25 protein-coding genes are annotated in these 24,954 nt (G+C 66.0%); 10 read left to right on the forward strand and 15 right to left on the reverse strand.

Annotated elements, in window-relative coordinates; all coding sequences use genetic code 11:
- From ACU0B3_RS15430 to ACU0B3_RS15440, 3 genes are all read right to left on the reverse strand, one after another.
- Positions 1 to 1,152 (reverse strand): RsmB/NOP family class I SAM-dependent RNA methyltransferase, encoded by a 1,152-nt coding sequence (locus tag ACU0B3_RS15430; protein WP_446261762.1) that lies wholly within the window; start codon positions 1,150 to 1,152, stop codon positions 1 to 3.
- 58 nt (positions 1,153 to 1,210) lie between these two features.
- Positions 1,211 to 2,659 (reverse strand): IMP dehydrogenase, encoded by a 1,449-nt coding sequence (gene guaB / locus ACU0B3_RS15435; RefSeq protein WP_446261763.1) that lies wholly within the window; start codon positions 2,657 to 2,659, stop codon positions 1,211 to 1,213.
- Between the two features lie 168 nt (positions 2,660 to 2,827).
- Positions 2,828 to 3,424, reverse strand: a complete 597-nt coding sequence (locus ACU0B3_RS15440; RefSeq protein ID WP_446261764.1) for a biotin transporter BioY — start codon at positions 3,422 to 3,424, stop codon at positions 2,828 to 2,830.
- 134 nt (positions 3,425 to 3,558) lie between these two features.
- Here ACU0B3_RS15440 and ACU0B3_RS15445 point away from each other — a divergent pair, with 134 nt between their 5' ends.
- The 4 genes from ACU0B3_RS15445 (at position 3,559) to ACU0B3_RS15460 (ending at position 6,984) form a co-directional block, all read left to right on the forward strand.
- A complete protein-coding gene (locus ACU0B3_RS15445; RefSeq protein WP_446261765.1) occupies positions 3,559 to 4,206 on the forward strand; it encodes an SDR family NAD(P)-dependent oxidoreductase in 648 nt (215 codons plus the stop codon).
- 73 nt (positions 4,207 to 4,279) lie between these two features.
- The gene (gene surE / locus ACU0B3_RS15450; protein ID WP_446261766.1) at positions 4,280 to 5,038 is read left to right on the forward strand and encodes a 5'/3'-nucleotidase SurE; all 759 of its coding nucleotides are present in this window, start codon (positions 4,280 to 4,282) and stop codon (positions 5,036 to 5,038) included.
- Between the two features lie 13 nt (positions 5,039 to 5,051).
- Entirely contained in the window at positions 5,052 to 5,696 is a 645-nt protein-coding gene (locus tag ACU0B3_RS15455) for a protein-L-isoaspartate(D-aspartate) O-methyltransferase (protein ID WP_446261767.1), read from the forward strand.
- A 97-nt stretch (positions 5,697 to 5,793) separates the two neighbouring features.
- Entirely contained in the window at positions 5,794 to 6,984 is a 1,191-nt protein-coding gene (locus ACU0B3_RS15460; protein WP_446261768.1) for a peptidoglycan DD-metalloendopeptidase family protein, read from the forward strand.
- 168 nt (positions 6,985 to 7,152) lie between these two features.
- Here the strand turns inward: ACU0B3_RS15460 and ACU0B3_RS15465 are convergent, their stop codons facing one another.
- Genes ACU0B3_RS15465 through ACU0B3_RS15480 form a run of 4 tightly spaced genes read right to left on the reverse strand, consistent with a single transcriptional unit; the run spans position 7,153 to position 9,651 of the window.
- Positions 7,153 to 8,004, reverse strand: a complete 852-nt coding sequence (locus ACU0B3_RS15465) for an ATP-binding protein (protein WP_446261769.1) — start codon at positions 8,002 to 8,004, stop codon at positions 7,153 to 7,155.
- Positions 7,994 to 8,905 carry a twin-arginine translocase subunit TatC gene (gene tatC / locus ACU0B3_RS15470; RefSeq protein WP_446261770.1) on the reverse strand — a complete coding sequence of 304 codons (912 nt, stop codon included), beginning with the start codon at positions 8,903 to 8,905 and terminating at the stop codon, positions 7,994 to 7,996. The genes ACU0B3_RS15465 and tatC overlap by 11 nt, the downstream gene beginning before the upstream one ends.
- Before the next feature lies 1 nt (position 8,906).
- Positions 8,907 to 9,383 carry a Sec-independent protein translocase protein TatB gene (tatB, locus tag ACU0B3_RS15475; protein ID WP_446261771.1) on the reverse strand — a complete coding sequence of 159 codons (477 nt, stop codon included), beginning with the start codon at positions 9,381 to 9,383 and terminating at the stop codon, positions 8,907 to 8,909.
- A 10-nt stretch (positions 9,384 to 9,393) separates the two neighbouring features.
- Positions 9,394 to 9,651, reverse strand: a complete 258-nt coding sequence (locus ACU0B3_RS15480) for a twin-arginine translocase TatA/TatE family subunit (RefSeq protein WP_446261772.1) — start codon at positions 9,649 to 9,651, stop codon at positions 9,394 to 9,396.
- Positions 9,652 to 9,870: 219 nt separating this feature from the next.
- Between ACU0B3_RS15480 and ACU0B3_RS15485 the strand changes: the two genes are divergently transcribed.
- Positions 9,871 to 10,176: a hypothetical protein gene (locus tag ACU0B3_RS15485; protein ID WP_446261773.1), complete on the forward strand. Its 306-nt coding sequence runs from the start codon at positions 9,871 to 9,873 to the stop codon at positions 10,174 to 10,176.
- 7 nt (positions 10,177 to 10,183) lie between these two features.
- Positions 10,184 to 10,858 (forward strand): helix-turn-helix transcriptional regulator, encoded by a 675-nt coding sequence (locus ACU0B3_RS15490; RefSeq protein ID WP_446261774.1) that lies wholly within the window; start codon positions 10,184 to 10,186, stop codon positions 10,856 to 10,858.
- Positions 10,859 to 11,028: 170 nt separating this feature from the next.
- Here the strand turns inward: ACU0B3_RS15490 and ACU0B3_RS15495 are convergent, their stop codons facing one another.
- From ACU0B3_RS15495 to ACU0B3_RS15505, 3 genes are all read right to left on the reverse strand, one after another.
- Positions 11,029 to 12,120, reverse strand: coding sequence for an ABC transporter ATP-binding protein (locus ACU0B3_RS15495; protein WP_446261775.1), 1,092 nt, complete (start codon positions 12,118 to 12,120; stop codon positions 11,029 to 11,031).
- Between the two features lie 217 nt (positions 12,121 to 12,337).
- Positions 12,338 to 13,474, reverse strand: a complete 1,137-nt coding sequence (locus ACU0B3_RS15500; protein WP_446261776.1) for a hypothetical protein — start codon at positions 13,472 to 13,474, stop codon at positions 12,338 to 12,340.
- A 12-nt stretch (positions 13,475 to 13,486) separates the two neighbouring features.
- Complete coding sequence (locus tag ACU0B3_RS15505) at positions 13,487 to 14,266, reverse strand: SDR family oxidoreductase (protein WP_446261777.1); 780 nt, start codon at positions 14,264 to 14,266, stop codon at positions 13,487 to 13,489.
- A gap of 201 nt (positions 14,267 to 14,467) precedes the next feature.
- Here ACU0B3_RS15505 and ACU0B3_RS15510 point away from each other — a divergent pair, with 201 nt between their 5' ends.
- On the forward strand, positions 14,468 to 15,487 hold the full coding sequence (locus ACU0B3_RS15510; protein WP_446261778.1) for a Hint domain-containing protein: 1,020 nt from the start codon (positions 14,468 to 14,470) through the stop codon (positions 15,485 to 15,487).
- A 49-nt stretch (positions 15,488 to 15,536) separates the two neighbouring features.
- Here the strand turns inward: ACU0B3_RS15510 and ACU0B3_RS15515 are convergent, their stop codons facing one another.
- Positions 15,537 to 15,920, reverse strand: coding sequence for a SnoaL-like domain-containing protein (locus ACU0B3_RS15515; protein ID WP_446261779.1), 384 nt, complete (start codon positions 15,918 to 15,920; stop codon positions 15,537 to 15,539).
- A gap of 111 nt (positions 15,921 to 16,031) precedes the next feature.
- On the opposite strand from ACU0B3_RS15515, the gene ACU0B3_RS15520 reads away from it, so the two are divergent.
- The 3 genes from ACU0B3_RS15520 to ACU0B3_RS15530 all read left to right on the forward strand — a co-directional run bounded on the left by ACU0B3_RS15520 (position 16,032) and on the right by ACU0B3_RS15530 (position 20,187).
- Positions 16,032 to 17,648: a peptide chain release factor 3 gene (locus tag ACU0B3_RS15520; RefSeq protein WP_446261780.1), complete on the forward strand. Its 1,617-nt coding sequence runs from the start codon at positions 16,032 to 16,034 to the stop codon at positions 17,646 to 17,648.
- 68 nt (positions 17,649 to 17,716) lie between these two features.
- On the forward strand, positions 17,717 to 18,655 hold the full coding sequence (locus tag ACU0B3_RS15525) for a glycosyltransferase family 2 protein (protein WP_446261781.1): 939 nt from the start codon (positions 17,717 to 17,719) through the stop codon (positions 18,653 to 18,655).
- 152 nt (positions 18,656 to 18,807) lie between these two features.
- Positions 18,808 to 20,187, forward strand: a complete 1,380-nt coding sequence (locus ACU0B3_RS15530; RefSeq protein ID WP_446261782.1) for a DEAD/DEAH box helicase — start codon at positions 18,808 to 18,810, stop codon at positions 20,185 to 20,187.
- A 54-nt stretch (positions 20,188 to 20,241) separates the two neighbouring features.
- Here ACU0B3_RS15530 and ACU0B3_RS15535 read toward each other — a convergent pair whose 3' ends face one another.
- The 4 genes from ACU0B3_RS15535 to nuoN all read right to left on the reverse strand — a co-directional run bounded on the left by ACU0B3_RS15535 (position 20,242) and on the right by nuoN (position 24,954).
- A complete protein-coding gene (locus ACU0B3_RS15535; protein ID WP_446261783.1) occupies positions 20,242 to 21,909 on the reverse strand; it encodes a ribonuclease J in 1,668 nt (555 codons plus the stop codon).
- Between the two features lie 5 nt (positions 21,910 to 21,914).
- Positions 21,915 to 22,685: a type III pantothenate kinase gene (locus tag ACU0B3_RS15540; protein ID WP_446261784.1), complete on the reverse strand. Its 771-nt coding sequence runs from the start codon at positions 22,683 to 22,685 to the stop codon at positions 21,915 to 21,917.
- An 11-nt stretch (positions 22,686 to 22,696) separates the two neighbouring features.
- The gene (locus tag ACU0B3_RS15545; protein ID WP_446261785.1) at positions 22,697 to 23,434 is read right to left on the reverse strand and encodes a biotin--[acetyl-CoA-carboxylase] ligase; all 738 of its coding nucleotides are present in this window, start codon (positions 23,432 to 23,434) and stop codon (positions 22,697 to 22,699) included.
- Between the two features lie 83 nt (positions 23,435 to 23,517).
- Positions 23,518 to 24,954, reverse strand: coding sequence for an NADH-quinone oxidoreductase subunit NuoN (gene nuoN / locus ACU0B3_RS15550; protein WP_446261786.1), 1,437 nt, complete (start codon positions 24,952 to 24,954; stop codon positions 23,518 to 23,520).

The following is a 24,954-nucleotide window of genomic DNA, read 5'->3' on the forward strand; positions in this document are numbered from 1 at the left end:
TCAGCTGCGGGTCAGGAGCGCGAGGTAAAAGCCGTCTCCGCCCTCTGACACGCGCCAGGACCTGTCGCTGAGGCACGTCCACCGAGGGTGTCTGGCGACAAAGGCGCGGACGCGGTCGCCATTTTCGCAGGCAAGCATCGAGCAGGTTGCGTAGGCGAGGACGCCTCCTTCGGCGACGCGGGCGGCGGCGGCGTCGAGGACGGCATCCTGCGCGGTTTCGAGGCGCGTGAGATCGTCCAGGGTGAGGCGCCACTTGGCGTCCGGGCTGCGCCGCCAGGCGCCCGAGCCGGAACAGGGCGCGTCCGCAAAGACGAGGGCGTAGCTTTTGGAGGGCGGCTCCGCGAGGCACGTGATGCGGGCGCCGGCGCGCGCGGCACGGGCGGGGATGTCCCGCATCCGACGCGGGTCGATGTCCCAGGCGTCGACGGGTTTGCCGTAGCGCGCCGCGAGCGCGAGGGTCTTGCCGCCTCCCCCAGCGCAAGTGTCGAGGATGGAGCCGGCGACGTCGGGCAATGCGGCAACGGCCGCCTGGCTGTGCACGTCCTGTGGCTCCACCAGACCGTCCAGAAAGGCGCGCGTCTGGCGGAGGCGGTGGCCGCCCTCGATCAACTCCAGCGCATCGGGTGCGGCGTGGTGCGGACGGGCGGCGATCCCCTCATCCGCGAGCGCTTTGACGGCCGTGTCTGGAGAAGTTTTCAACCGGTTGACGCGCACAAACAGCGGCGCGCGCGTCTGCAGCGCGAGGGCCTCGGCCTCGGCTTGCGGTCCGAGCGCGGTTTGAAACGCCTTCACCAGCCAGGGTGGCAAGTTCCAGCGGGCGGCCACGTCCGGGTCAGTCTCGCGCGGGCCGTCAGCCTCGGACAAAGGTGCCGGGCAGAAACGGTCCCCGGTGAAAAACGCTTTCGGGTCAGTGCCTTGCGCCCGGAGCGTGCCGAGCATGAGGCCGCGACCGGTTGCGCGGCCGCCGAGGTGCGCGGCGAGCGCCTTGACCCGCAACGCGTCAAAGACATGGTCGCGCACGGCGCGGCGGTCCTTGGACCCTGCATAGCGGTTCGCGCGTGCCCAGCGGGTGAGTGCCTGCTCGGCGGGCGCGCCATCGGTGATGGCATCGAGAACCTCGATGGCGGCCTGGATGCGCGCGCCGGGGATCATGTGTGCGGCACCTTGCGGAGGGCTTCCAGCGTGAAGGTCGAGCGTGGCACAGCCGCGCTCACATCACGCGATAATTGGGGCTTTCGCGGGTGATCTGCACGTCGTGCACGTGGCTTTCCTTGAGCCCGGCGCCGGTGATCTTGACGAAGGAGCAGCGCGTGCGCATCTCCTCGACCGTGGCATTGCCGGTGTAGCCCATGGCCGCGCGGAGACCACCCACAAGCTGGTGCACCACCGCGCCCGCGGGACCTTTGTAGGGCACCTGGCCTTCGATACCTTCGGGCACGAGCTTGTCAGAGGCGGCGTCCTTTTGGAAATATCGGTCCGCCGAGCCGCGCGCCATGGCGGCCATCGAGCCCATGCCCCGATAGGCTTTGAAGGAGCGGCCTTGGTAGAGGATGACTTCGCCCGGAGATTCGTCCGTACCTGCGATCATCGAGCCCACCATGGCGCAGGAGGCGCCGGCGGCGATGGCTTTGGCAAAGTCGCCCGAGAACTTGATCCCGCCGTCGGCGATGACAGGTGTATCCCCGGCAGCCTCGGCGCAGTCCATGATGGCGGTCAGCTGCGGCACGCCGACACCTGCAACCATGCGGGTGGTGCAGATGGAGCCCGGGCCGATCCCGACCTTGATCGCATCCGCGCCTGCGCCGATCAGCGCCCGGGTCGCCTCGCCCGTGGCCACGTTGCCAGCCACGACCTGCACGTCGTTCGAGAGACGCTTGGTGCGCTCGACGGCTTTGGCGACGCCCTCGGAATGGCCGTGCGCGGTGTCGATCACGATCATGTCGACGCCCGCATCGACCAGCGCCTCCGAGCGTTCAAAGCCCGCATCGCCGACGGTCGAGGCCGCCGCGACGCGGAGCCGGCCCAGTTCGTCCTTGCACGCCACGGGGTTGAGCACCGCCTGTTCGAGGTCCTTGAGCGTCAAAAGGCCGGTGAGCTTGCCGCTCCCGTCGGTCACAAGCAGCTTTTCGATCCGGCGCGCCTTCATCAGGCTCTTGGCGTCCTCGCGGTTGGCGGGCTCGGTCATCACGGCGAGGTTTTCGGTCGTCATCATCACGCGCACGGGCGTGTCGTCATCGGTGGCAAAGCGCATGTCGCGGTTGGTCACGATGCCCACCACGCGCCCGTCCGGGCCGACCACGGGAAAGCCCGTGAGGCGGTAGCGTTCGGCCAGCGCCTTGGCATCGGCCAGCGTCTGGTCGGGCGTCAGGGTGATCGGATTGTAGACGATGCCCGAGACAAACCGTTTGACGCGGCGCGCTTGGCGGGCCTGCTCATCGACGTCGAGATTGCGGTGCAGGACTCCCATGCCGCCGGCCTGCGCCATGCAAATCGCCATGCGCGCCTCGGTCACCGTGTCCATCGCCGAGCTCAAAAGCGGGATGTTGAGGTCGATGCTGCGTGTCACGCGCGTGCGCGTGTCGGCGGTGGCGGGCAGCACCGAGCTTTCCGCGGGAACAAGCAGGACGTCGTCGAAGGTGAGCGCCTCGCGAATCTCCATGGCAGACCTCTTGGGGTGGGAGTTTCGATTGACGCTGCGCTATCTCACGGGCAGCAGAAAAAGAAAAGCCCCGACCTACGCGGGCGGGGCTTGGGCGAGGATGGGTGCAAGCACCGCATCCTACTTTTGGGCGTTCGCGTAGGATGGGTGATTTCACCCATCCCTGCTTCAGCGTTTCACGAGGCTCCAGCCGCCCGCGACGACCAGCGCGGCCAGCACGGCCTTGATGACGTCACCGGCGATGAAGGGGCTGACCCAGCCTGCCCAGAGCGACGCCGCCGTTGTGCCGACCCAGCCGCCTTCGACGCCAAACACGCCGGCCACGGCCATCGGCCAGAGCACGCCCGGGATATAGAGCGCGACCGTCGCCACGAGGCCGGTCAGCGCCAGCACCACAACGCCGCGCGCGCCCCGGTCCGCCGCGAGACCGGCGATAAACGCCATCAGGACAAAGCCGAAGAGAAAGCCCGTGGTCGGCCCCGCAAAGAGCCACGCCAGACCCGCCTTGCCGCCGGCAAAGACCGGCAGGCCCGCCGCGCCATAGGCAAGGTACAGGCCCAGCGCCGCCGCGCCCATGCGCGCGCCCAGCACAAAGCCGACCGTGAGCACTGCAAGCGTCTGCAGCGACATCGGCACCGGCCACATCGGGATCGAGACCTGCGCGGCCAGCGCCACAAGCCACGAAGCGGCCAGAACGAGGGCCGTCTTGGCCCAGAGCGCGTCGGTGCCCGTGACGGCACGGCTCAGCGTGGTGGAAGTCTGCATGTCTGATCCCTCATCTGACGGGTGTGTCCCAATCCTAGCTCGCGTTGTTTGATGCTGCGGCTGCATTGTCAACAGCCCACAGCACGCGTGGCCCCATGCTTGCGCTAACCTGTCACTTCTGGCAAGGCGCGCGCATGACAGAACTTCCCTTGGCCCTCGTAACCGGCGCCTCGCGCGGCCTCGGCGCGGCGCTCGCGCTCGAGCTCAGCGCCACGCACCACATCGTCGCCGTGGCCCGCACCACCGGCTCGCTCGAGGCGCTCGACGACCGCATCCAGGCGGCGGGTGGCTCGGCCACGCTGGCGCCGATGGACATCACCAACGCCGATGCGATGGCCACGCTCTGCCGCAGCCTCTTCGACCGTTGGGGAAAACTGGCGCTTTGGGTGCACACGGCGATCTACCCGGCCTCGCTCGCGCCGGTCACCTCGCCCGACCCCAAGGACATCACCCGCTCGATCGACACCAACATCGCGGCGACTGCGACGCTGATCGCCTATATCGCGCCGCTCCTCGGCACAGACGGGCGGGCGGTCTTCTTTGACGATGACAAAGCGGGTCACAAATTCTTCGGCGCGTATGGCGCGAGCAAGGCGGCGCAGATGGCCTTTGCCCGGTCCTGGCAGGCCGAGACGGCGCGCACCGGGCCGCAGGTGAAGATCCTCGCCCCGCCCCCCATGGCGACCCCCACGCGCGGGCGGTTCCACCCCGGCGAAGACCAGAGCACGCTTGTGACCGCCAACGACGTGGCCAAGGCGCTGCTGCCGGACGTGCTTGGCTAGGGTCGCGCTTGCCCCGCTTGGCGCGCTCGGCTAGAGCCGAAGCACCCTGCCCCCAGCCAAGGCCCGCACCCCGATGCGCATACTCCTGACCAACGACGACGGGATCACCGCCCCGGGCCTCGCCACGCTCGAGGCGATCGCGGCAGAGCTTGGCGGCGAGATCTGGACCGTCGCCCCCATGACCGAGCAGTCGGGCGTCGGGCATTGCATCAGCTACACCCGGCCCGTCCGCTACGAGCAGATCTCCGCGCGCCGCATTGCCGTCGACGGATGCCCCGCCGATTGCGTCATCACCGCTTTGCATGTTTTCATGGAGGGCACCCTCCCAGACCTGATCCTGTCAGGCGTGAACCGGGGCAACAACTCGGCAGAAAACGCGCTCTACTCCGGCACGCTTGGCGCGGCGATGGAGGGCGCCTTGCAGGGCGTGCCGTCGATTGCACTCTCACAGTACTACGGCCCTGACAACGTTCGGCTCGAGGACCCCTTCGAAGCCTCCGCCGCGCACGGTGCGGACGTTGTGCGCGACATTCTTGCGCGGAATGATGCCAGCAAGGCGGGATACGTGCCATTCTACAACGTGAACGTCCCGCCTGTGCCTGCCGCCGCCGTCAAGGGCAGCCGATGGGTGCCGCAAGGGCGCAGGCCCGACGTGAATTTCTCGGGCACACTGGCGGACGCCCCGAACCGGCGGTCGTTCGTCTGGATCGGCGGCGGCAACCAGCACGGCCCCGGGCCCGAGGGCACGGACGCGGCGGTCAACCTCGATGGGTGGATCTCGATCACGCCGATGCGCGCGGATCTCACCGCGCACGACCTCTTGCCGGACTAGGCGCAGATACGTCATGGCGCTGACCCCGGAAATCCAGATGCAGTTCCTCTTTGCTCTCCGCTCGCACGGCGTGACGGATGCCAAGGTGCTGAACGCGATGGAGAAAATTGACCGGGGGCCGTTTATTCGCGGGCATTTCGCGGACCGCGCCTATGACGACATGCCGCTGCCGATCGCCTGCGGCCAGACGATCTCACAGCCCTCGGTTGTGGGCCTGATGACGCAAGCGCTGAACGTCAGCCCGCGCGACAAGGTGCTCGAAGTCGGGACCGGCTCGGGCTACCAGGCCGCCGTGCTCAGCCAGCTCGCGCGCCGGGTCTACACGGTCGACCGCCACCCGCGCCTTGTGCGCGAGGCGCGCGTGATCTTTGACGGGCTCGACATCACCAACATCACTGCGCTGACCGCCGACGGCTCGCACGGGCTGCCGGACCAGGCGCCCTTTGACCGTATCCTTGTGACCGCAGCTGCCGAGGACCCGCCCGGCCCGCTCTTGGCGCAACTCAAAATCGGCGGTATCATGGTCGTGCCGGTGGGCCAGTCGGACGCCGTGCAGCACCTGATCCGGGTCACGCGCTCGGAGACGGGCTTTGACTATAACGAGCTGCGGCCGGTCCGTTTCGTGCCCCTGGTCGAAGGCGTCAGCCGCGAAGAATGAACCGCCGCCGCGCGCCCGCGCGGGTGGCCCCCGAGACAGGCGCAGCAGCCCCGGACCAACATGGGAGCGCTGCATGAGGATGCACAGGATCAGGCCCATGCCGTTTACCGCCCAAACGACCGCCCAGACGCCCGCCCGCTTTTCACGCTCCAGCGGAAAGGCGGCCCGCCTGAGGCTCGCGCTCGCCGGCTCCGCGCTCCTCGCTCTTGCGGCCTGCGGCGACCAGCCGATGGATTTCGACCTGCGCGGCAAACTCTCGCAGAACAAGTTCGACACCTCCGAGGCGGCGCGCAACGCGGTGATCGACCGGCCTGATCCCGACAGTCTCGGCGTGATCTCCTACCCGACCTATCAGGTGGCGGTGGCCCAGCGCGGCGACACGCTCACGACGCTCGCCGCCCGCGTGGGCGCGGACGTGAACGCACTGGCGCGCTTCAACGGGATCGAGCCAGATGACATCCTGCGCAAGGGCGAGATCGTCGCCCTGCCCCGCCCCGTCGCCGCTGAGACCCAGCAAAGCGTCACGGACCTCGCCTCCGGCGCGATCGACAGCGCAGCGCCGACCCCGATCCAGACCGCCTCGCTCGGCCCGATCCAGACCGGCCCGGAACCCACACGGCACACCGTGGAACGGGGCGAGACGGCCTACACCATAGCTCGGCTCTACGACGTGCCCGTCCGGGCGCTTGCGGACTGGAATGGTCTCGGCGTCGACTATGCCGTGCGCGAAGGGCAAAAGCTGATCATCCCGGTGACCGCGGACACCGCCCCGACACCGGCCTCCTCGAACGACACGCCGCGCCCGGGATCGGGCACCCCGACCCCCACGCCTCCCTCGGCAGCGCAGCCTCTGCCGGACGAAGACGTCTCCGCCGCCGCCCCCGTGGCAACACCCGCCGCGCCCGACCTCGGCGCCAATGCCCCGGCACAAAGCGCGGACGCCGCGATGGTCATGCCGGTCACCGGCCGCATCATCCGCGCGTTTTCCAAGGGCAAGAACGACGGCATCGACATCGGCGCCGCCGCCGGCACTGCCGTCAAGGCGGCAGATGCCGGGACGGTCGGCCACGTCACCTCGACCGCCGACCAGGCCAAGTTCATCGTGATCAAGCACGCAGGCTCGATCCTCACGGTCTACCTCAACGTCGAGGGGATTTCGGTCCAGAAGGGCGACCGCGTGAGCCGAGGGCAGACGATCGCAAAGGTCGCGGACACGAACCCGTCGTTCCTGCACTTCGAAGTGCGGGATGGAACGGACGCCGTGGATCCGATGCTGTACTTGAAGTGACTTCATTTTCCGGCCGCAGCGCGGGCTGAAACGTTGGAATTTGGATATTTATAGCCAGAAGAAGCCAGGGACGCCGCGTGCCATGTCAGGCGCAGGTCCCCAGCTTCTCTGGTTCAAAAATACCTAAATCCAAACGTTGCCGCGCGTGCCGCTGCTGGCAGTGGTGCGCTAGGCGAGTGTGATCCCGTGGCGGCCGGCAAGGTCGGTGAAGAACTGCCAGGCGACGCGGCCCGAGCGGGAGCCGCGGGTGGCTTGCCATTCGACGGCTTCGGCGCGGAGACCCTCATCGGAGATCGTCACGCCATAGGCGTCGCAGTAGCCGCGGACCATGGCGAGGTAGGCGTCCTGATCGCAGGGGTGGAAGCCGAGCCAGAGGCCGAATCGGTCCGAAAGGGAGACTTTCTCTTCGACGGCCTCCCCTGGGTTGATGGCCGAGGACCGCTCGTTCTCGATCATGTCGCGGGGCATCAGGTGGCGGCGGTTCGAGGTGGCGTAAAAGATCACGTTCTCCGGCCGTCCTTCGATGCCGCCGTCGAGCACCGCCTTGAGCGATTTGTAGTGCTGGTCGTCGTGGCTGAAGCTGAGGTCGTCGCAGTAGAGGAGGAACCGGTGCGGCGCGGCGCGCAGCTGGTTGAGGAGGCGGCCCACCGACGGCAGGTCCTCGCGGTGCAGCTCGACCAGTTTGAGGCCCGGGTGATCCGTTTCAAGCGCGCCGTGCACGGCCTTGACGAGGCTCGACTTTCCCATGCCCCGCGCGCCCCAGAGGAGCGCGTTATTGGCGGGCAGCCCTTGCGCGAATTGCAACGTGTTCTGCATCAGCGTTTCGCGGGCGCGGTCGATGCCGACCAGCAGGTCCAGCGCGATGCGGTTCACCTCTGGCACGGGGACGAGGCGGTCGGGCTCGGTCTGCCAGACATAGGCGCTGGCGGCGAAGTCGGGTGTAGGCTCAGGCGGAGGGCTGACACGCTCGAGGGCTTCGGCAATGCGGTTTAGCGCGTCAGCGGAGAAGTCAGTGGGCAAGGTCTTCCTCGTCCTCGTCGTCGTAGAACCCGTCCTCGCGCAGGCGCTGCTCGCGGCTCTTTTCGACCCGGCGCACGAGGAAGATCGACACTTCGTAGAGGCCGTAGACCACGGTGAAGAGGATCAGCTGCGTGACCACATCCGGCGGTGTCACCAAAGCGGCAAGCACCAGGATGCCGACCATCGCGTATTTGCGCACGTTTCCAAGGCCCTCGGCGGAGACCAGCCCGGCCTTGCCCATCAGCGTCAGCAGCACCGGCAACTGAAAGCAGAGGCCAAACGCCATGATGAAGACCAGCGTAATCCCGAGGCTCTCGTTCACCTTCCCGAAAAAGGTGATGCGCACGCCCTCCTGGCTTTCCGGCACAAGCGCCGCGTCGGCGGGCAGTGCGGGGACCTGTCCCAGCAGCCCGGCAAAGATGGACGAGACGTCTGCGAAACCGAGAAAGAACGCCATCGCGAGGGGCGTGACGACGAAATGTGCGAAGGTCGCTCCCAGAAAGAACATCACTGGGGAGGCGATGAGGAACGGCAAGAACGCCGACTTTTCAGAGCGATAAAGCCCTGGCGCCACGAACCGCCACATCTGGTGGGCGATCACCGGGAAGGCGAGCGCAAAGCCGAACACCATCGAGATGCGAAAGAGCGTAAAGAGGTACTCCTGCGGTGAGGTATATTGCAGCGTCGGCGACGGGTCCCCAAGCTGGCGCAGCGTCTCGGCGATGGGCGCGAGCAAAAACTCGAGGATGTGCTCGGCGATGAACTGGCCCTGGATCGGGATAAAGCAGAGGCAAACACCGATCAGCAGCGCCACGACCGAGCGGATGAGGCGCGTGCGCAGCTCGGCCAGATGCTCGATCAGCGGGGCGGAGCTGTCGTCGATGTTGTCGCTTTGCGCCATGTCACGCGTCCTTTGATTGCGCAGCGGTCTCGGCCGGTTTCGGCGCCTGCACGTCGGCCAGCTGCGCCTCGGCGTCTTCTGCGGCCTTCAGCGCGGCTTCGGCCTCCTTGGCCTTGCGCTCGGCGGCGGCGCGGGCGGAGGCGGCCTTGATCTTGGCACTGTCCTCGGCGCGCTTGGCGGCCAGCTTGCCGGTCTCGCTTTCGGGGTCGAGGTCCATGATCTTGGTCGTCGTGTCGCGCACCCCCTGCGCGGCGGCCTGCACCGGGTTGGCGGCAGCCTTGAGGCCCTTGGAGATGTCCTTGACCCCCGCCTCGTCCGCGGCGTCGTTCATCGCGCGCGAGAACTCCCGCGCCATGCCGCGCGCCTTGCCGACGAACTGGCCGACCTTGCGAAAGAGGCCCGGCAGGTCCTTGGGACCGACGACGATCAGCGCCACGATCCCGATGACCATGAGCTCGGCCCAGCCGAGATCAAGCATCGCTCAGCCCTCAGCTTTTCGAGCGGTCGGCTTTGTCCGGGTCCGCCGTGGCCGTGTCGATGTCGCCGCGCTCGGGCGGAGTGACGTCCTTGGCCTCGGCGGTGCCGTCTTCGATCTCTTTCGAGCTGTCGTTCACGCCTTTCTTGAAGGCGGTGATGCCCTTGCCGACCTCGCCCATGAGCGACGAGATCTTGCCGCGTCCAAAGAGGACGAGAACGACGATTGCGATGAGGATGAGGCCCGGAAGGCCGATGTTGCCAATGCCCATGACACTGCTCCGATAACGGGCCCTGAGATGCGGGCCGGTGAAACTCGAGGTTTTGAGATACGCCGCAATGCTGCGCTGCAAAAGAGCGATTGCGCGCAAAACTGGGACCGGGACGGGTCGACTTGCGCTTTTTGTGACAGTATCCTGTCAGTTGCCAGCTTCGTGGCAGGAGGGGGCTGTCATCATCGGTGCGTCAACGCGAATCGCAAAGGAGATGACATGGACAAGACAAGCGCGCCGGTGGCGGAAATCGTGACCTTCGAGGTGCACGCGGGTGTTTCAGATGCAGACGTGGCCGCTGCCGCGCGCGGCATGATGGACCTGCTCGCGGCAACGCCGGGGTTCGAGGCGCGGCACCTGAGCAAAGGGGAGACCGGATGGACAGACTACATCCTGTGGACCGACATGGAGGCTGCGCGTGCGGCTGCAGCCTCGGTGGTCAAGGCGCCAGAGGCCGCGCCGTTCATGCAGATGATCGACGCGCCATCGGTGGCCCTGCGGCACGAGGTGCGCGTTCTGGGGTAGACGCCTGATGCCGCGGTCGGACAGGCTTTTTGACCTGATCCAGATCCTGCGCGACGGGCGGCTGCACCGGGCGCAGGATCTCGCGGACCGGCTGGAGGTGTCGATCCGCACGATCTACCGCGACATGGACACGCTTGTGGCCTCAGGGATCCCGATCCAGGGCGAGCGGGGGCTGGGCTATATGGCGACGGCGGCGATCACGCTGCCGCCGCTCAACCTGACGATGACCGAGCTCGAGGCGCTGCACCTTGGTATGGCGGTCGTGGGCGAGGCCGCAGACGAGGAGTTGCAGGCCGCGGCCCGCTCCCTTTCGGCGAAGATCGACGCGGTGCTGCCGGAGGACAGGCAGGCACCGCCCACGGGCTTTGGCTTTGCGGTCTACCCGTTTGCCGATGCCGCCAAGGGGTTCGACCACATGCCGGCAATCCGGGGCGCGATCCGCGCGCGGCAAAAGCTGCGCATCACCTACCGGGGCCTCGACGAGGCAGAGAGCACGCGTGTCATCCGCCCTCTGCAGATGGAGTACTGGGGCCGCGTGTGGACGGCGACCTGCTGGTGCGAGCTGCGCGAGGCGTTTCGCGTGTTTCGGGTGGACCGGATCAAGGCGCTGACGGTGCTGCCGGCGCTCTTTCTCGAAGAGGAAGGGAAGACGCTGCCGGATTATTTGGCGACGTTGGAGTGAATTGTTTTGGACGGGTGATATTTTCCACTCGTCTTGCATTACACTAGTTCACGCGCCGTCCCGCGGGGTGGCGCATCGCGCCGCCCCAGGGGGGCGGGTCGGCGCGGCCTGACGTGACCGTCAGGCGGGCGCTTGGATCTGAGCGAGTGCACGAATGGCTAAAGACCGCCCTACCGCTTAAATATATGACACCTGTTCCGAGGCACCGTCAGCCAGAACACCGTACCGGGCTTCGGCAGGAACACGTTCGGCAGAAGCGCCCGGATGTGCAGCCCACCATCCACATCGAAATCGACAAGGCTCTCCGAGCCCATGAACCGCGCCCGCCGCACCGTCGCGCGCGCCGCGACACCGTCGTTGATCGTCGGGTTCGGCCCGCGCCCCTGCCGGTCAAAGTCGATCTTGACGTGCTGGGGGCGGAAGACGATCTCGACCCCGCCGCCATCCGGCACGCCGGGACACAGGAACTGGCCAAAGGGCGTCTCGACCAGCGCTCCCTTGGCCACCCCTTCGATCACGTTCACGTCGCTGAAAAACGCCACCGCATGCTTGTCGACCGGGGCGTTGTAGATGTTGTAGGGCGCGCCCTTCTGCACCAGCGCCCCGTCGCGCATCAGCGCGATCTCGTCGGCGGTGCCCATTGCCTCTTCGGGTTCGTGGGTGACCAGCAGGACCGAGGTCCCCTCGTCCCGCAAGACCTGCAAGGTCTCGTCGCGGATGCCGTCGCGCAGGCGGTTGTCGAGGCCGGAGAATGGCTCGTCCATCAGCATCACCTTCGGCTTTGGCGCCAGCGCCCGGGCAAGCGCCACGCGCTGCTGCTCACCGCCCGAGAGCTCATGCGGATAGGCGTCCAGCAAATGCGACAGCGACACCTTTTCAAGGAGTTCGTCGACCCGCGCCATGCGCTCCGCCTTGGCACCGCGCAGGCCAAAGCCCACGTTGCCCGCCACCGATAGGTGCGGGAAAAGCGCGAAGTCCTGGAACATCAGCCCCACCCCGCGCTGCTCGGGCGGCAGGCGCAGGGCGTCGTCGCAGATCACCTCTCCGTCGACCCGGATCTCGCCGCTGTCGGGATGCTCGACACCCGCGATCATGCGCAGCGTCGTCGACTTGCCGCAGCCTGAAGGTCCCAAAAGGCAGGTCACCTGCCCCGGCGCGATGGAGAACGACACGTCCTCGACCACCGTCACATCGCCGAACGCGCGCGTGAGCGATCTGACTTCGAGGCGGGCGGACGTTGACGGCAAATTTGGCTCCGGCATGTGTAAGTTTCCGAGCCTTTTGCTAAGAGAACGGTGGCAGGGTTGCAAGGCGCTGGCTATCGTGGGCGACCTTCAACCTGGAAGCTTCGAAACGGATAAGCACGCGCCGACCCGAGGTGTGGCGCAATCGCGCCGCCCCATTGGGGCGGGTCGGCGCGGCCTGACGTGGCCGTCAGGCGGGCGCTTTGAATTTGTGTGTCAGGTTTGGGTGTGCCCCCTACACCGTCAACTCGAACGCCTGCGCGGCGCGGATCACGCCGTTCACCTGCACCTTGAGCACCTGCCGCCCGGGGTGCAGCGTAAAGGTCGTCGCGTCCCCCTTGAACCGGTGGTTCTTGTCCAGCCGCAGCGCGCCGTCCAGCCCCAGCTTGGCTTGCTTGAGCTTGAACACCTTGGGCGCAGTCTGGCCGCCCGCCTTCACGAGCTCGAGCACGTAATCGACCAGCACCCCCGCCCCTGCCGGCCCCGAAAGCGTCACCGCAAAGGGCATGACCCCGCCAATCGCGCAGCTCTGCGGCAGATCGAGCCTAACGTCGACGGAGAGCGCCGGGTCATAGCCCACCAGCCCCATCGCGCGCGGATGGCCCTGCTTGACCAGCGTGCGCAGCGCGTGGGTGGTCATCCAGGCGAGCTCCTTGTCGGTCTGACGACCCTCCGCCCTCCACGCCTCCAGCCGATCCATCACCACGTCGGGCTGGACCTTGGCAATGTCGTTGAGGTGGTTTGCCACCGAGCGCGTCACGTACCGCGTGGGATCGCCATAGAGCGCGTCGAGCAGCGGCAGAGGCGTCAACAGATCGAGGTCGATCTTCTTGGCCCAGGGAAGTTTCGGCCGCGTCCCCTCGCTCACCAGCCGCCGCACGTGGTAATTGCCGTCCTCCGCCCAAAGGCGCAGCCGCGCCAGCGTCTCCTCAGGCCAGCGGTTGAGAAAGGGACGGATGTAGAACTCCATCGAGAACCGCTGCGTCGCCTGATACAGCAGATCGAGCGCCCGCTCGCGGTGATCCTCAAGCCCGTGCCGCACGGCGAGGATACCCGGCACCGCGTGAATGAACCGCCCGAAGTCGTCATCGCGCAAGCTGGGGTCGAGCGGGTCCAGCATCGCGGCCTCGAGCGCGTCTGCCATGGCCGGGAAATCCTGCGGCAGCTGCCGTTCGAGGCAATCGGCGATCCAGTCGAGCCGCGCCAGCAGCTCACGGCCCTCGAGGCCCGGCAGCACCTCCGACAGAAACCGCTCGGGATCAAAGCCCGGCAGCACCGCGTGTTCGCGCGCCAGATCCCCCAGCGTTTCCGCGTTGAAGAGGTGATCCTTGAGCGAGAACCGCTCCGCTGCCGTGCCGCCTTTATCTGCCATCTTTACAGATCCTTACAGCGTCGCGTTCACCTCACCGCCGTCGAGCAGCAGGTTTTGGCCCACGATGAACCCGGCGTGCTGCGAACAGAGGAAGGCGCAGGCGGCCCCGAACTCCTCGGACGTGCCGTAACGCCCCGCAGGGATGCCGCGCTCGCGCTCGGCGCGCACGTCCTCCGGGGACCGCCCCTCGCGCGTCGCCTGCCCCTTGTCGAGCATCACGCCCCGGTCCGTGTCATGCACGCCCGGCAGCAGGTTGTTGATGGTCACGCCATGGCTCGCCACTTGCCGCGCAGTGCCCGCCACATAGCCGGTCAGCCCAGCCCGGGCCGAGTTCGAGAGCCCCAGCGCCGGGATCGGCGCCTTCACCGATTTCGAGGTGATGTTGACGATGCGCCCCCAGCCCCGGTCGATCATGCCCGGCAGGCACGCCTTGATGAGCGACACGGGGGTCAACATGTTGGCGTCGATGGCCTTGATGAAATCGTCGCGGTCCCAGTCGGACCAGAGGCCCGGAGGCGGACCGCCCGCGTTGGTCACGAGGATATCGATGTCACCGGCGGCATCGAGCACCTTGGCCCGGCCCTCCTCGGTGGTGATGTCGGCGGCCACGGCAGCAACGCCCACCTGATACTCGGAATGAATTGCCACGGCGGTGGCATCGAGCGCCTCGGCGCCGCGCGCGTTCAGAACCAGATCGCAGCCCGCCGCCGCCAAAGCCTCCGCGCAGCCCCGGCCCAGACCTTTGCTCGACGCACAGACCAGCGCTTTTTTCCCGGCAATTCCCAAATCCATCGCGATGTCTCCTGTCGCTTAAGCTCTTGCCTTTCAAATCGCCGGTCTGTCCGGCAATTGCAACCGCGCCGCTTTGCCTGAAAATCACCGGGCGCCCGGCACGTTTTGGTCACAGACGGCGCTTAGCACCGTCTTAAGGCGCCCTGCGTAGAAGAGCGGGACGCACAAGGGACAACAACACTGGGAACGGCAGCACCGGCCATGTCAGACGTGATCGAAGTCGCAAAACAGCCGCAGGCCGTCACGGTCTACGACAGTGCGGCCTTTTGCGTGACGAACGGCGCGAACATGGGTGATCCGCTGTCCTTTGCCGACGAATTGCAACCCGACGACATCTATACGCTGGACGCCGAGGCTCGCCGCACGCGCCTCTTGCTGCGCCCGGTCAAGGACCGCCAGTTCCTCATCGACGCGCAGTCCGAGGCCGGGACCCCGACGCACCGCGTCATCCTCGATTCGGCGCTCACCTTCATGTCGCCCGACGGCTCGACCACCGAGGTGCTCGTGCTCGTCGAGGTCGACAGCGCCGGCGATGTGGAGGCCGTCTACGCCCTGCCCCTCGCGCCCATGGTGCGCCGGGGCGACTATACGCTTGTCGGTGTCGACCGCGAGAACGCCCCTCTGAAACTGGCGCAGGTCGCCTGCGTGTCCTTCACCCGCGGCACGATGATCACCGTCGCCTCGGGCGCGCAGGTCCCGATCGAAGAGCTCGAAGTCGGCGACCGCGTCCTCACCCGCGACGACGGCCCGCAGGAGGTGCGCTGGATCGGCCAGACCACCGTGCGCGCCGTGGGCGCCCTCGCCCCCATCGTGATCAGCGCCGGGACGCTCAACAACGCGGGCGACCTCGTCGTCAGCCCCGACCACCGCCTCTTTATATACCAGCGGCAGGATCACCTCGGCGCTGGCCGGTCCGAGCTGCTGGTCAAGGCGCGCCACCTCGTGAACGAGGACAGCGTCTACCAGATGCAGGGCGGCTATGTGGACTACTTCCAGCTGATCTTCGACGATCACCAGATCATCTATGCCGAAGGGATTGCGGCAGAATCGCTCTTGGTCGACACCCGCACCCGAGACGCCCTGCCCCGCGAGCTGAGCAAGTCGCTCGCCGACAAGCTGCGCCGTCACAACCCGAGCGCACTGCGCGACTACGAGGTGACCGAGCGCCTGCTCAATCGTCCCGACGCCGCCGCCGTGCTCCGCAAGTCCTCGACCGGGTAAAGCCGCATACGGCAAGCCCGCCCCCTCAAGGGACGCGCGCACCTATGGCTTACTTCGGCGCCTCTTCGAGCGGATAAAAGAACTCTTCCCGCACGATCTTGCCATCCGCCACATGGTAGACGCCGATCTCGTGCATATCATCGACCTCGCCGCTCTCCTTGTTGCGCGTCTTCACCTCGAACAGCACCGCAAAGCTCTCCTCGCCGTGCCAGTAGGGACCCGTCACCTTAGCCTCGAGCGTCTCGAACGTGCTGTCCCACCAGGCGTGCTTGCCGCGAATGCCCTCGAGCCCCCGCGTCTCGCGCCCGGTTCCGCCCATGTCGGCGGCCTCGACCGACACCGCGTCTTCGGCGTAAAGCTTGCCGAGGTTCTCGTTTTCGCGCCCCTCGCGGCAACCCGCCACCAGTTCCTGCGCGATTTCCATGAATGTCATGACGTCTTCCTTTCGAGTCTTCACCGCCACTTCTACCGCCGCACCCTGACAGTTCCTGTCAGCATAGGCGCCCCATTGCGCGGCCTGCGGCGGGGACATAAAAGCAGCGCCATGCTTGACAGTGACCCCTCCTCGCCGAACCGTCCAGACCTGCCGCCCGAGATCGCGCGCCGCCGGACCTTTGCGATCATCTCGCACCCCGACGCGGGCAAGACGACGCTGACCGAAAAGTTCCTGCTGTTCGGCGGCGCGATCCAGATGGCTGGCCAAGTGCGCGCCAAAGGCGAGGCCCGCCGCACGCGCTCGGACTTCATGCAGATGGAAAAAGACCGCGGCATCTCCGTCTCCGCTTCCGCGATGTCGTTCGATTTCAAAGAGTTCCGGTTTAACCTCGTTGACACGCCGGGTCACAGCGACTTCTCCGAGGACACCTACCGTACGCTCACCGCCGTCGACGCCGCCGTCATGGTGATCGACGGCGCCAAGGGTGTCGAGAGCCAGACCCGCAAGCTCTTCGAGGTCTGCCGCCTGCGCGACCTGCCGATCCTGACCTTCTGCAACAAGATGGACCGGGAGAGCCGCGACACCTTTGAGATCATTGACGAAATCCAGGAAAACCTCGCCATCGACGTGACCCCGGCCAGCTGGCCAATCGGCGTCGGGCAGGACTTTCTCGGGTGTTACGACATGCTCAACGACCGGCTCGAGCTGATGGACCGCGCCGACCGCAACGTGGTGGCCGAGACCGTCGCCATCGCCGGGCTCGACGATCCCAAGCTGGCCGAACACGTCCCCGCCCACATGCTCGAACAGCTGATCGAGGAAGTGGAGATGGCCAAGGAACTGCTTCCCACGCTCGACCCGCAGGCGGTGCTCGACGGGACGATGACGCCGATCTGGTTCGGCTCGGCCATCAACTCGTTCGGCGTCAAAGAGCTGATGGAGGGGATCGCCGGCTACGGCCCGCAGCCGCAAATCCAGTCCGCACAGCCCCGCCAAATCCTGCCTGAAGAGAACAAGGTCGCCGGGTTCGTCTTCAAGGTGCAGGCCAACATGGACCCCAAGCACCGCGACCGCGTCGCTTTCCTGCGCATGGCCTCCGGCCATTTCAAACGCGGCATGAAGCTTACGCATGTGCGCACCAAAAAACCCATGGCGGTCTCGAACCCGGTGATGTTCCTCGCCTCTGACCGCGAGCTCGCAGAAGAGGCTTGGGCAGGCGACATCATCGGCATTCCCAACCACGGCCAGCTCAGGATCGGCGACACGCTGACCGAGGGCGAGGCCTTGCGCGTCACTGGCATCCCGTCCTTCGCGCCCGAGCTCTTGCAAGGCTGCCGCGCCGGCGACCCGCTCAAGGCCAAGCACCTGGAAAAGGCGCTCATGCAATTCGCCGAGGAAGGCGCCGCCAAGGTCTTCAAACCGAACATCGGCTCCGGCTTTATCGTCGGCGTCGTCGGCGCATTGCAGTTCGAAGTGCTCGCGAGCAGGATCGAGCTGGAATACGGCCTGCCCGTCCGCTTCGAGCCAACGCAATACACCTCCGCCCGCTGGGCGACCGGGCCCGACAAGGCGGTCGACACCTTCGTCAACGCCAACAAACAGCAGATCGCGCATGACCACGACGGGGACATCGTCTATCTCACGCGCCTGCAATGGGACATCGACCGGGTGGTGCGCGACTACCCCGACGTGACGCTCAGCGCGACCAAGGAGATGATGGTTTAACGTTAAACTATCTCGGAAGGCCGCACTCCGGCTTGACCTGATGGCCCCGTCGCTCCGATAACCATCCCATGCGCTGGGGCCTTGTCACCACGACCAACGCGCCGACGAAAACGGTGCTTGATTTTGCAGCCTATCACCTCGATCAGGGCGCGGCGCGGCTGTGGCTCTTTCTCGATGCACCAAACCCGGAACTGGCGGAGTTGCTCAGCAAACACCGCCAGATCAAGGTGGTCGAGACGGACGACGCCTACTGGGCCAAGAAAGGCCGTCGCCCCGACATGCACCAGCCCCGGCAGGCGGTAAATGCGCGGCACGCCTACAACCGCTCCAAACGGCTGGGTTGGCTGGCGCATATCGACGTTGACGAGTTCCTCTGGCCCGAGACGCGCGTCGCGGATCACCTTTCCACCCTGCCGGACACTTGCCACGTTGCGCGGATGCGTCCGGTTGAGGCACTGGCGCCGGACCCCGCGCACCCGCAAGAGACGCACTACTACAAAGCCACGCCCATCGACCGCAAAGCGCGCGCCGCGGTCACCGCGCAGCTCTACCCCGACTATGCCGGGCTGATCGACGACGGCTTCCTGAGCCATGTGGCGGGCAAAATCTTCGTTCGCTGCGGGCTGCAACAGGTGAAGATCAAGATCCACAACGCAACCGTCGCGGACGTCGAAAACCCGGGCCAGCAAGAGCTGCCCGCGATCTCCCTCTGCCATCGGCACGCGGAGGATTGGCAGACCTGGCGGGAGCGGTTCGACTACCGGCTGGAGCGCGGCGCCTACCGCTCGTCGCTCGGGCGCAAAGGGCCAAGCGGGCTGACGCTGCACGAGGTGTTCGTGGCCCTGCGGGACCATGGCGGCGAGCACGCGCTCAAGGCGTTTCACACCGCGCTCTGCACCGCCACGCCCATGCATCTGGCCGCACTAGAACGTGCCGGGATGCTCCACGAGCGGCCACTCGATTTGGTGCAGAAACGTCAACGATACTTCCCCGACGTGACGGATTGACACTAATTCGAAAACAATCGCCGCACCGCGGCGACCTATTTGCGTTTTTGTGCATAATCGGCTAAGCGCTTTGCAATCCTGCGGCCATCCGGGCCAGGGCAGGAACACACGCGGCGGGCCTAGAATTCGTGTCCGTCTGATGATTGGACGACATGACCAAATTTTCCGAGTTGAACCTCAGCCCGAAGGTTCTCAAGGCCATCGACGAAGCCGGCTACGAGAGCCCCACCCCCATCCAGGAAGGCGCCATCCCGCCCGCGCTCGAAGGGCGCGACGTGCTCGGGATCGCCCAGACCGGCACCGGCAAGACGGCGAGCTTTACGCTGCCGATGATCACCGCGCTGGCCCGAGGCCGCGCCCGGGCACGGATGCCGCGCTCTCTGGTGCTGGCGCCGACCCGCGAACTTGCCGCGCAAGTTGCTGAAAACTTTGACCAATATGCCAAGTATGTGAAGCTGTCCAAGGCGCTTCTGATCGGTGGGGTCTCATTCAAGGAACAGGACCTGCTCATCGACAAGGGCGTCGACGTGCTGATCGCCACGCCGGGCCGCCTCCTCGACCATTTCGAGCGTGGCAAGCTGATCCTGTCCGACGTGAAGGTGATGGTCGTCGACGAGGCCGACCGGATGCTCGACATGGGGTTCATCCCCGACATCGAGCGCATCTTTGGCCTGACGCCGTTTACCCGGCAGACGCTTTTCTTCTCCGCCACGATGGCGCCGGAGATCGAGCGGATCACCAACACTTTCCTGTCGAATCCCGCACGCGTTGAGGTTGCACGGCAGGCCACTGCCTCCGAGACGATCGAGCAAGGCGTGGTGATGGTCAAACCCTCCCGCCGCGACCGTGAAGGCACCGAAAAGCGCAAGGTGCTGCGGGCCATCATCGACGGCGAGGGCGAGGCTTGCTCGAACGCGATCATCTTCTGCAACCGCAAGACAGATGTGGATATCGTCGCGAAATCGCTCAAGAAATACGGCTACAACGCCGCCCCGATCCACGGCGATTTGGACCAATCACAGCGTACACGGACGCTAGAGAGCTTCCGTGAAGGTGCGCTGCGCATTCTCGTCGCCTCAGACGTCGCGGCCCGAGGCCTTGACGTGCCGTCGGTGAGCCATGTCTTCAACTTTGACGTGCCGGGCCATGCCGAGGATTACGTGCACCGCATCGGCCGCACGGGCCGTGCCGGGCGCGAGGGCAAGGCGTTCACCATCTGCGCGCCGCGCGATGAGAAGAACTTCGCCGCCGTCGAAGCGCTGATCCAGAAAGAGATCCCGCGCGTCGAGAACCCGGTGAAGCCTGCTGAAAAGCCGGAGAAACGTGCAGCGGCGGAGCCGGCAGAGATCGAGGCGGCACCCGCGCCCGAGGCCGACACCGACGACATGCCGCAACGCGGGCGCCGCTCGCGCGGGGGCCGGGGCCGTGGTAGAGGCCGTGACCGCGACGATGCACCCATCAATGTCGTCGGTATGGGCGACCACCTGCCATCCTTCATCGCGCTCAGCTTTGAAGAGCGCCAGGCGGGCTGATCGCTTGATTTGGGCGAGGCGCAAGCGCCTCTCCCTCTAAGTTGGGTCGCCCTCTTAAGCGAGCCGACTCACAACCACGGTCACCTCAGGCTTCTTCCCGATCTCGTCCTGCGCCGTATTCCGCGCGACGCGGCGCAGCTCGTTCTCGAGCGCATCGTCGTTCGCACGCGTCTTGGCCCCCGCACGGTTGAGGAACTGGCCGAGGTCCTCCTCCAGCACCTCCTGCAAGGCCGCGCGCGACCGACCGGTCTCGGGAAGGCCCATCAGCTCGCACCAGGGATCGCCCAGCGGCTCGTCCTCTTCGTCGAGAATCACGGTCACGACGACATGCCCGTTCAGCGCCATGCGCACACGGTCCCGCACCACGCCGTCGAGCGCGCCGATCTGCACCGAGCCGTCGAGATAGGTCCGCCCGGTCTCCACGAACTCCGTCACCGTCGGCGCATTGCCACTGAGGTCCAGCATTGTTCCGTTCACCGCAACAATCCCGGTCCGACCCTTGGATTGTGCAACCTTTACGTGCTCGCGCAGATGCCGGTGCTCCCCGTGCATCGGAATCACCATCTGGGGGCTGACGATGTCGTGCAGCGCCTCGATGTCCGGGCGGTTGGCATGGCCCGAAACATGGTAAAGGCCCGAGCTGTCGTCGATCACATCCACCCCCATCTCGGAGAAATGGTTGATGATGCGGATCACGCCTTTTTCGTTGCCCGGGATCGTCTTGGACGAAAAGAGGAAGGTGTCGCCTTCCTTCATCTCGAGCCCATGAAACTTGCCGCGCGCCAGCTGCGCCGAGGCCGCGCGCCGCTCACCCTGGCTGCCGGTCACCAGCAGCATCAGGTTTTCGCGCGGGATGTGCACGGCGTCCTCGGGACCCACCACCTTGGGAAAGCCAGAGAGCACGCCCGTCTCGACCGCCGCCTCGATCATCCGCCGCATCGCGCGCCCTAAAAGGCAGATCGACCGCCCTGCCCGCTCGCCCGCTTCGGCCAGCGTCTTCACCCGGGCCACGTTCGAGGCAAAGGTGGTCGCGACGACCATGCCCTTTTGTTCGGACACCAGCTTTTCGATTTCAGGCCCGACTGTCGCCTCGGACCGACCCGGCTCGCGATTGAAAACATTGGTGGAATCGCACACCAGCGCCTTGACGCCCGGCTTGGCGATCTCCTCCCACATGTCAGGGTCGAACCCCTCGCCCACGATCGGCGTCTTGTCGATCTTGAAGTCGCCCGAGTGGATCACCCGGTCCCGGCCCGCCTCGATCAGCAGCGCTGACGATTCGGGGATTGAGTGCGAGACCGGCACAAAGGACACCTCGAACGGGCCTGCCTTCACCGTCTCCGGGTAGGCCGACACGGTTGTCACCGCCTCGCGCGGGTGGCCGTGCTCCTCCATCTTGCGGCGCGCGATGTTGGCGGTGAACGCGCGCGCATAGACCGGCGCCCCGAGCGCGTCGTAGTAATGCGCCACCGCGCCCACGTGATCCTCATGCGCGTGCGTGATGAACACCGCCTCGAGCCGATCTGCGCGCTCCTTGAGCCAGGTGATATCGGGGAAGATCAGGTCCACCCCCGGCGTGCCGTCCATGTCGGGAAAGGCAACGCCGATGTCCACCAGGATTAGGCGCTCCGCCCCATCGGGACCGTAGCCGTAAACGTAGGCGTTCATGCCAATTTCGCCCGCCCCACCGAGGGGCAGGTAGATCAATCTGTCAGAGCTCAAAACTGCTACTTTCTCACATTGTGCTGATAGATCACGGTTAACCCGTGCATCGTTAAGTCATCTTCAAAGGCGTCGAAAAGCGCCTCGCTCTGCTGGAAAAGAGGCGCCAGCCCGCCCGTTGCGATGACCTTCATCTCGCGCTCGTGCTCGCCTTTGATGCGCTCACAGATCTCGCGGATGAGGCCGATATATCCCCAAAAGACGCCCGACTGCATGCAGGCGACGGTGTTGGTGCCGATAACGCGCTGCGGTTTGGTGATGTCCACATGCGGCAAAGCGGCTGCCGCGAGATGTAGCGCCTCGAGCGAGGTATTCACCCCCGGCGCGATCACCCCACCGATATAGGCGCCGTCGTGGTCGGCTACGTCGAATGTGGTGGCTGTGCCGAAATCCACAAGGATCAGGTTGCCGCCGTGCCGCGAATAGCCCGCGACCGTGTTCACCAGCCGGTCAGGCCCGACGGCTGTGCCTGCGTCCACCCGCGCCTCGACCGGCAGCTCGCAGCCCGGCTTGCCGACGACGTAAGGACGCACGCCATAGTACCTGTCGGCAAAGACGCGCAAGTTGAACACCACGCGCGGCACCGTGGACGAGACGATCACCGCCTCGATGTCCGGGCTCAGCCCGTGATGATCGCAGAGCGTCGAGAACCAGACAAAGTACTGGTCCGCCGTACGTTGATGCTCGGTCGAGGTGCGAAAGGTGCAGATGAACTGCGTGCCATCCCAGACGGAAAAGACGGTGTTGGTATTGCCGCAATCAATCGCCAGAAGCATCGCGCCCGCCTTTAGAAGAACACATCGGCGGCGGGCAGATGCACGCGGCCTTGCGCGGTCTTGAGCACAAGCTGGCCGTCCTTGTCCACCGTCTCGAACGTGCCTGTCGTCTCTGCAATGCCGGTCCGCGCGGTGACGACCTCCCCCAGACGCGCCGCACGGGCGAGCCACGCTTCCCGGATCGGCGCAAACCCGTAGGTGGTAAACTGCGCCTCCGCCTCGGCATAAGCCGCCGCCAGCGCGTCGAGGAACGCCTCAGGCCCGACCCGCACCCCAGTCTCCGCGAGCAGCGACACAGGCCGGACTGCCCCGGGCTCTACGTTTTCAGCCCCCGGCGCCGCCACGAGGTTCACCCCCACCCCGATCAGCAAAGGCGCATCGACACCCTGCCGCTCGAGCAGAATCCCGGCAAGCTTGCCTCCGCTCAACAGAACATCGTTCGGCCATTTCAGCGCAAAGCCCTCCGGCGCGCCCGTCACCTCGGCGCACGCCTCGTAGAGCGCCAACGCCATGACAAAGGACCGCAGCGCCACCACCTCCGGCGCTTCCCGCACCGGCAGAACAAGCGTCGCGGCAAAGTTGCCCTCCGGCATGACCCAGGGCCGCCCACGCCGCCCCCGCGCCGCGCTCTGGCGCCGTGCCATCACCCAGGTCGGACCCAGCACCTCACCCGCGCTGCGCGCCGCCTCGGACATGGTGCTGTCCACCTCTTCGAGGACAACCCGCGCGACGCCTGCAGGAAAGGTCACGCCCGCTCCCTCTTCATCTTCCAAAATAAACTCAAAACACGCCGCATGCCGCACGCGCGCCGCTCAAAATTCAAGCGCCGCACCTAGTTGACCAGCGTCGCCGCCGCTGCCGCCGCCGCGCCTTCGATGCCAAAGAGGTTCACGACCCCGATCAGCATCGCCGCCGCTGGCACCATCAGGAACACCCAGAGGATCGGCTCATGCCCGTCCGTCAGCGGCTCCTCGCTCTCTTCCCCGAAGTACATGAAGAAGACGATGCGCAGGTAGTAATACGCCCCGATCACCGAAGCGATCACACCCGCGATGGCGAGCCACGCTAGGCCGCCGTCATAGGCCGCGCGCAGGACGTAGAACTTGCCAAAGAACCCCACAAGCGGCGGCACCCCCGCCAGCGAAAACAGCAGCAGCAGCATCGCCAAAGCCTTGCCCGGCTCATGTTTGGCGTAGCCATTGAGCGCCGAGATTTCGACCACCGGCGTGCCATCGCGCTCCATCATCAGGATAAAGGCAAACGTGCCGACATTCATCGTCACATAAATCGCCATGTAGATGAGCATCGCCTGCACGCCAAACGCCGTGCCCGCCGCGAGGCCCATAAGCGCATATCCCATATGCGCGATGGACGAGTAGGCCATCAGCCGTTTGATGTTGGTCTGACCAATCGCGGCCACGGCACCGAGGAACATCGACAAAAGCGAGATCAGCGCGATCACCTGGCTCCAGTCGCTGACCGCCGTGCCAAAGGCGTCGTGCAGCACACGCGCAAAAAGCCCCATCGCGGCAACCTTCGGCGCGGTGGCAAAGAACGCGGTGACCGGCGTCGGCGAGCCCTGGTAGACGTCCGGCGTCCACATGTGGAACGGCACGGCAGAGATCTTGAACGCCAGTCCCGAGATCACGAGCACCAGCCCGATGAGCAGCCCGATGTTCAGCTCTCCCACATCGAGTGTCGTGATGATGCCCGCAAAGGCGGTTGTCCCGGCAAAACCGTAAACCAGCGACGCGCCGAATAGCAGCAGACCCGAGGACAAGGCGCCAAGGACAAAGTACTTGAGCCCCGCCTCGGTCGAGATCACCGAGTCCCGCCGCAGGGAGGCCACCACGTAAAGCGCCAGCGACTGCAGCTCCAGCCCCATGTAAAGCGCCATCAGGTCCCCGGCAGAGACCATCAGCATCATGCCCACGGCCGCGAGAGCGATCAGCAAGGGGTACTCGAACCGCAACAGGTCGCGGCGCGCCATATACCCCTCGCTCATGAGCAGCACGCACGCAGCGGACACCAGCACCACCGCCTTGGCAAAGCGCGAGAACCCGTCGTCGATGAACATCCCGTCGAACGCCAGCCGCGTCGTGTCGCCCTGCACCACCACAAACGCCAGCACCAGCAGCACCACGGAGGTCACCCACAGGATCGGGCGCGCCAGCTTGTCCTGTCCCAGATACGCGCCCCCCACGAGGGTAAAGAGCGCATAGAGCGACAGAATGATTTCCGGCAGGATGATGTTCAGATCGTTGGCCAT

Source organism: Pseudaestuariivita sp., from assembly GCF_052825805.1.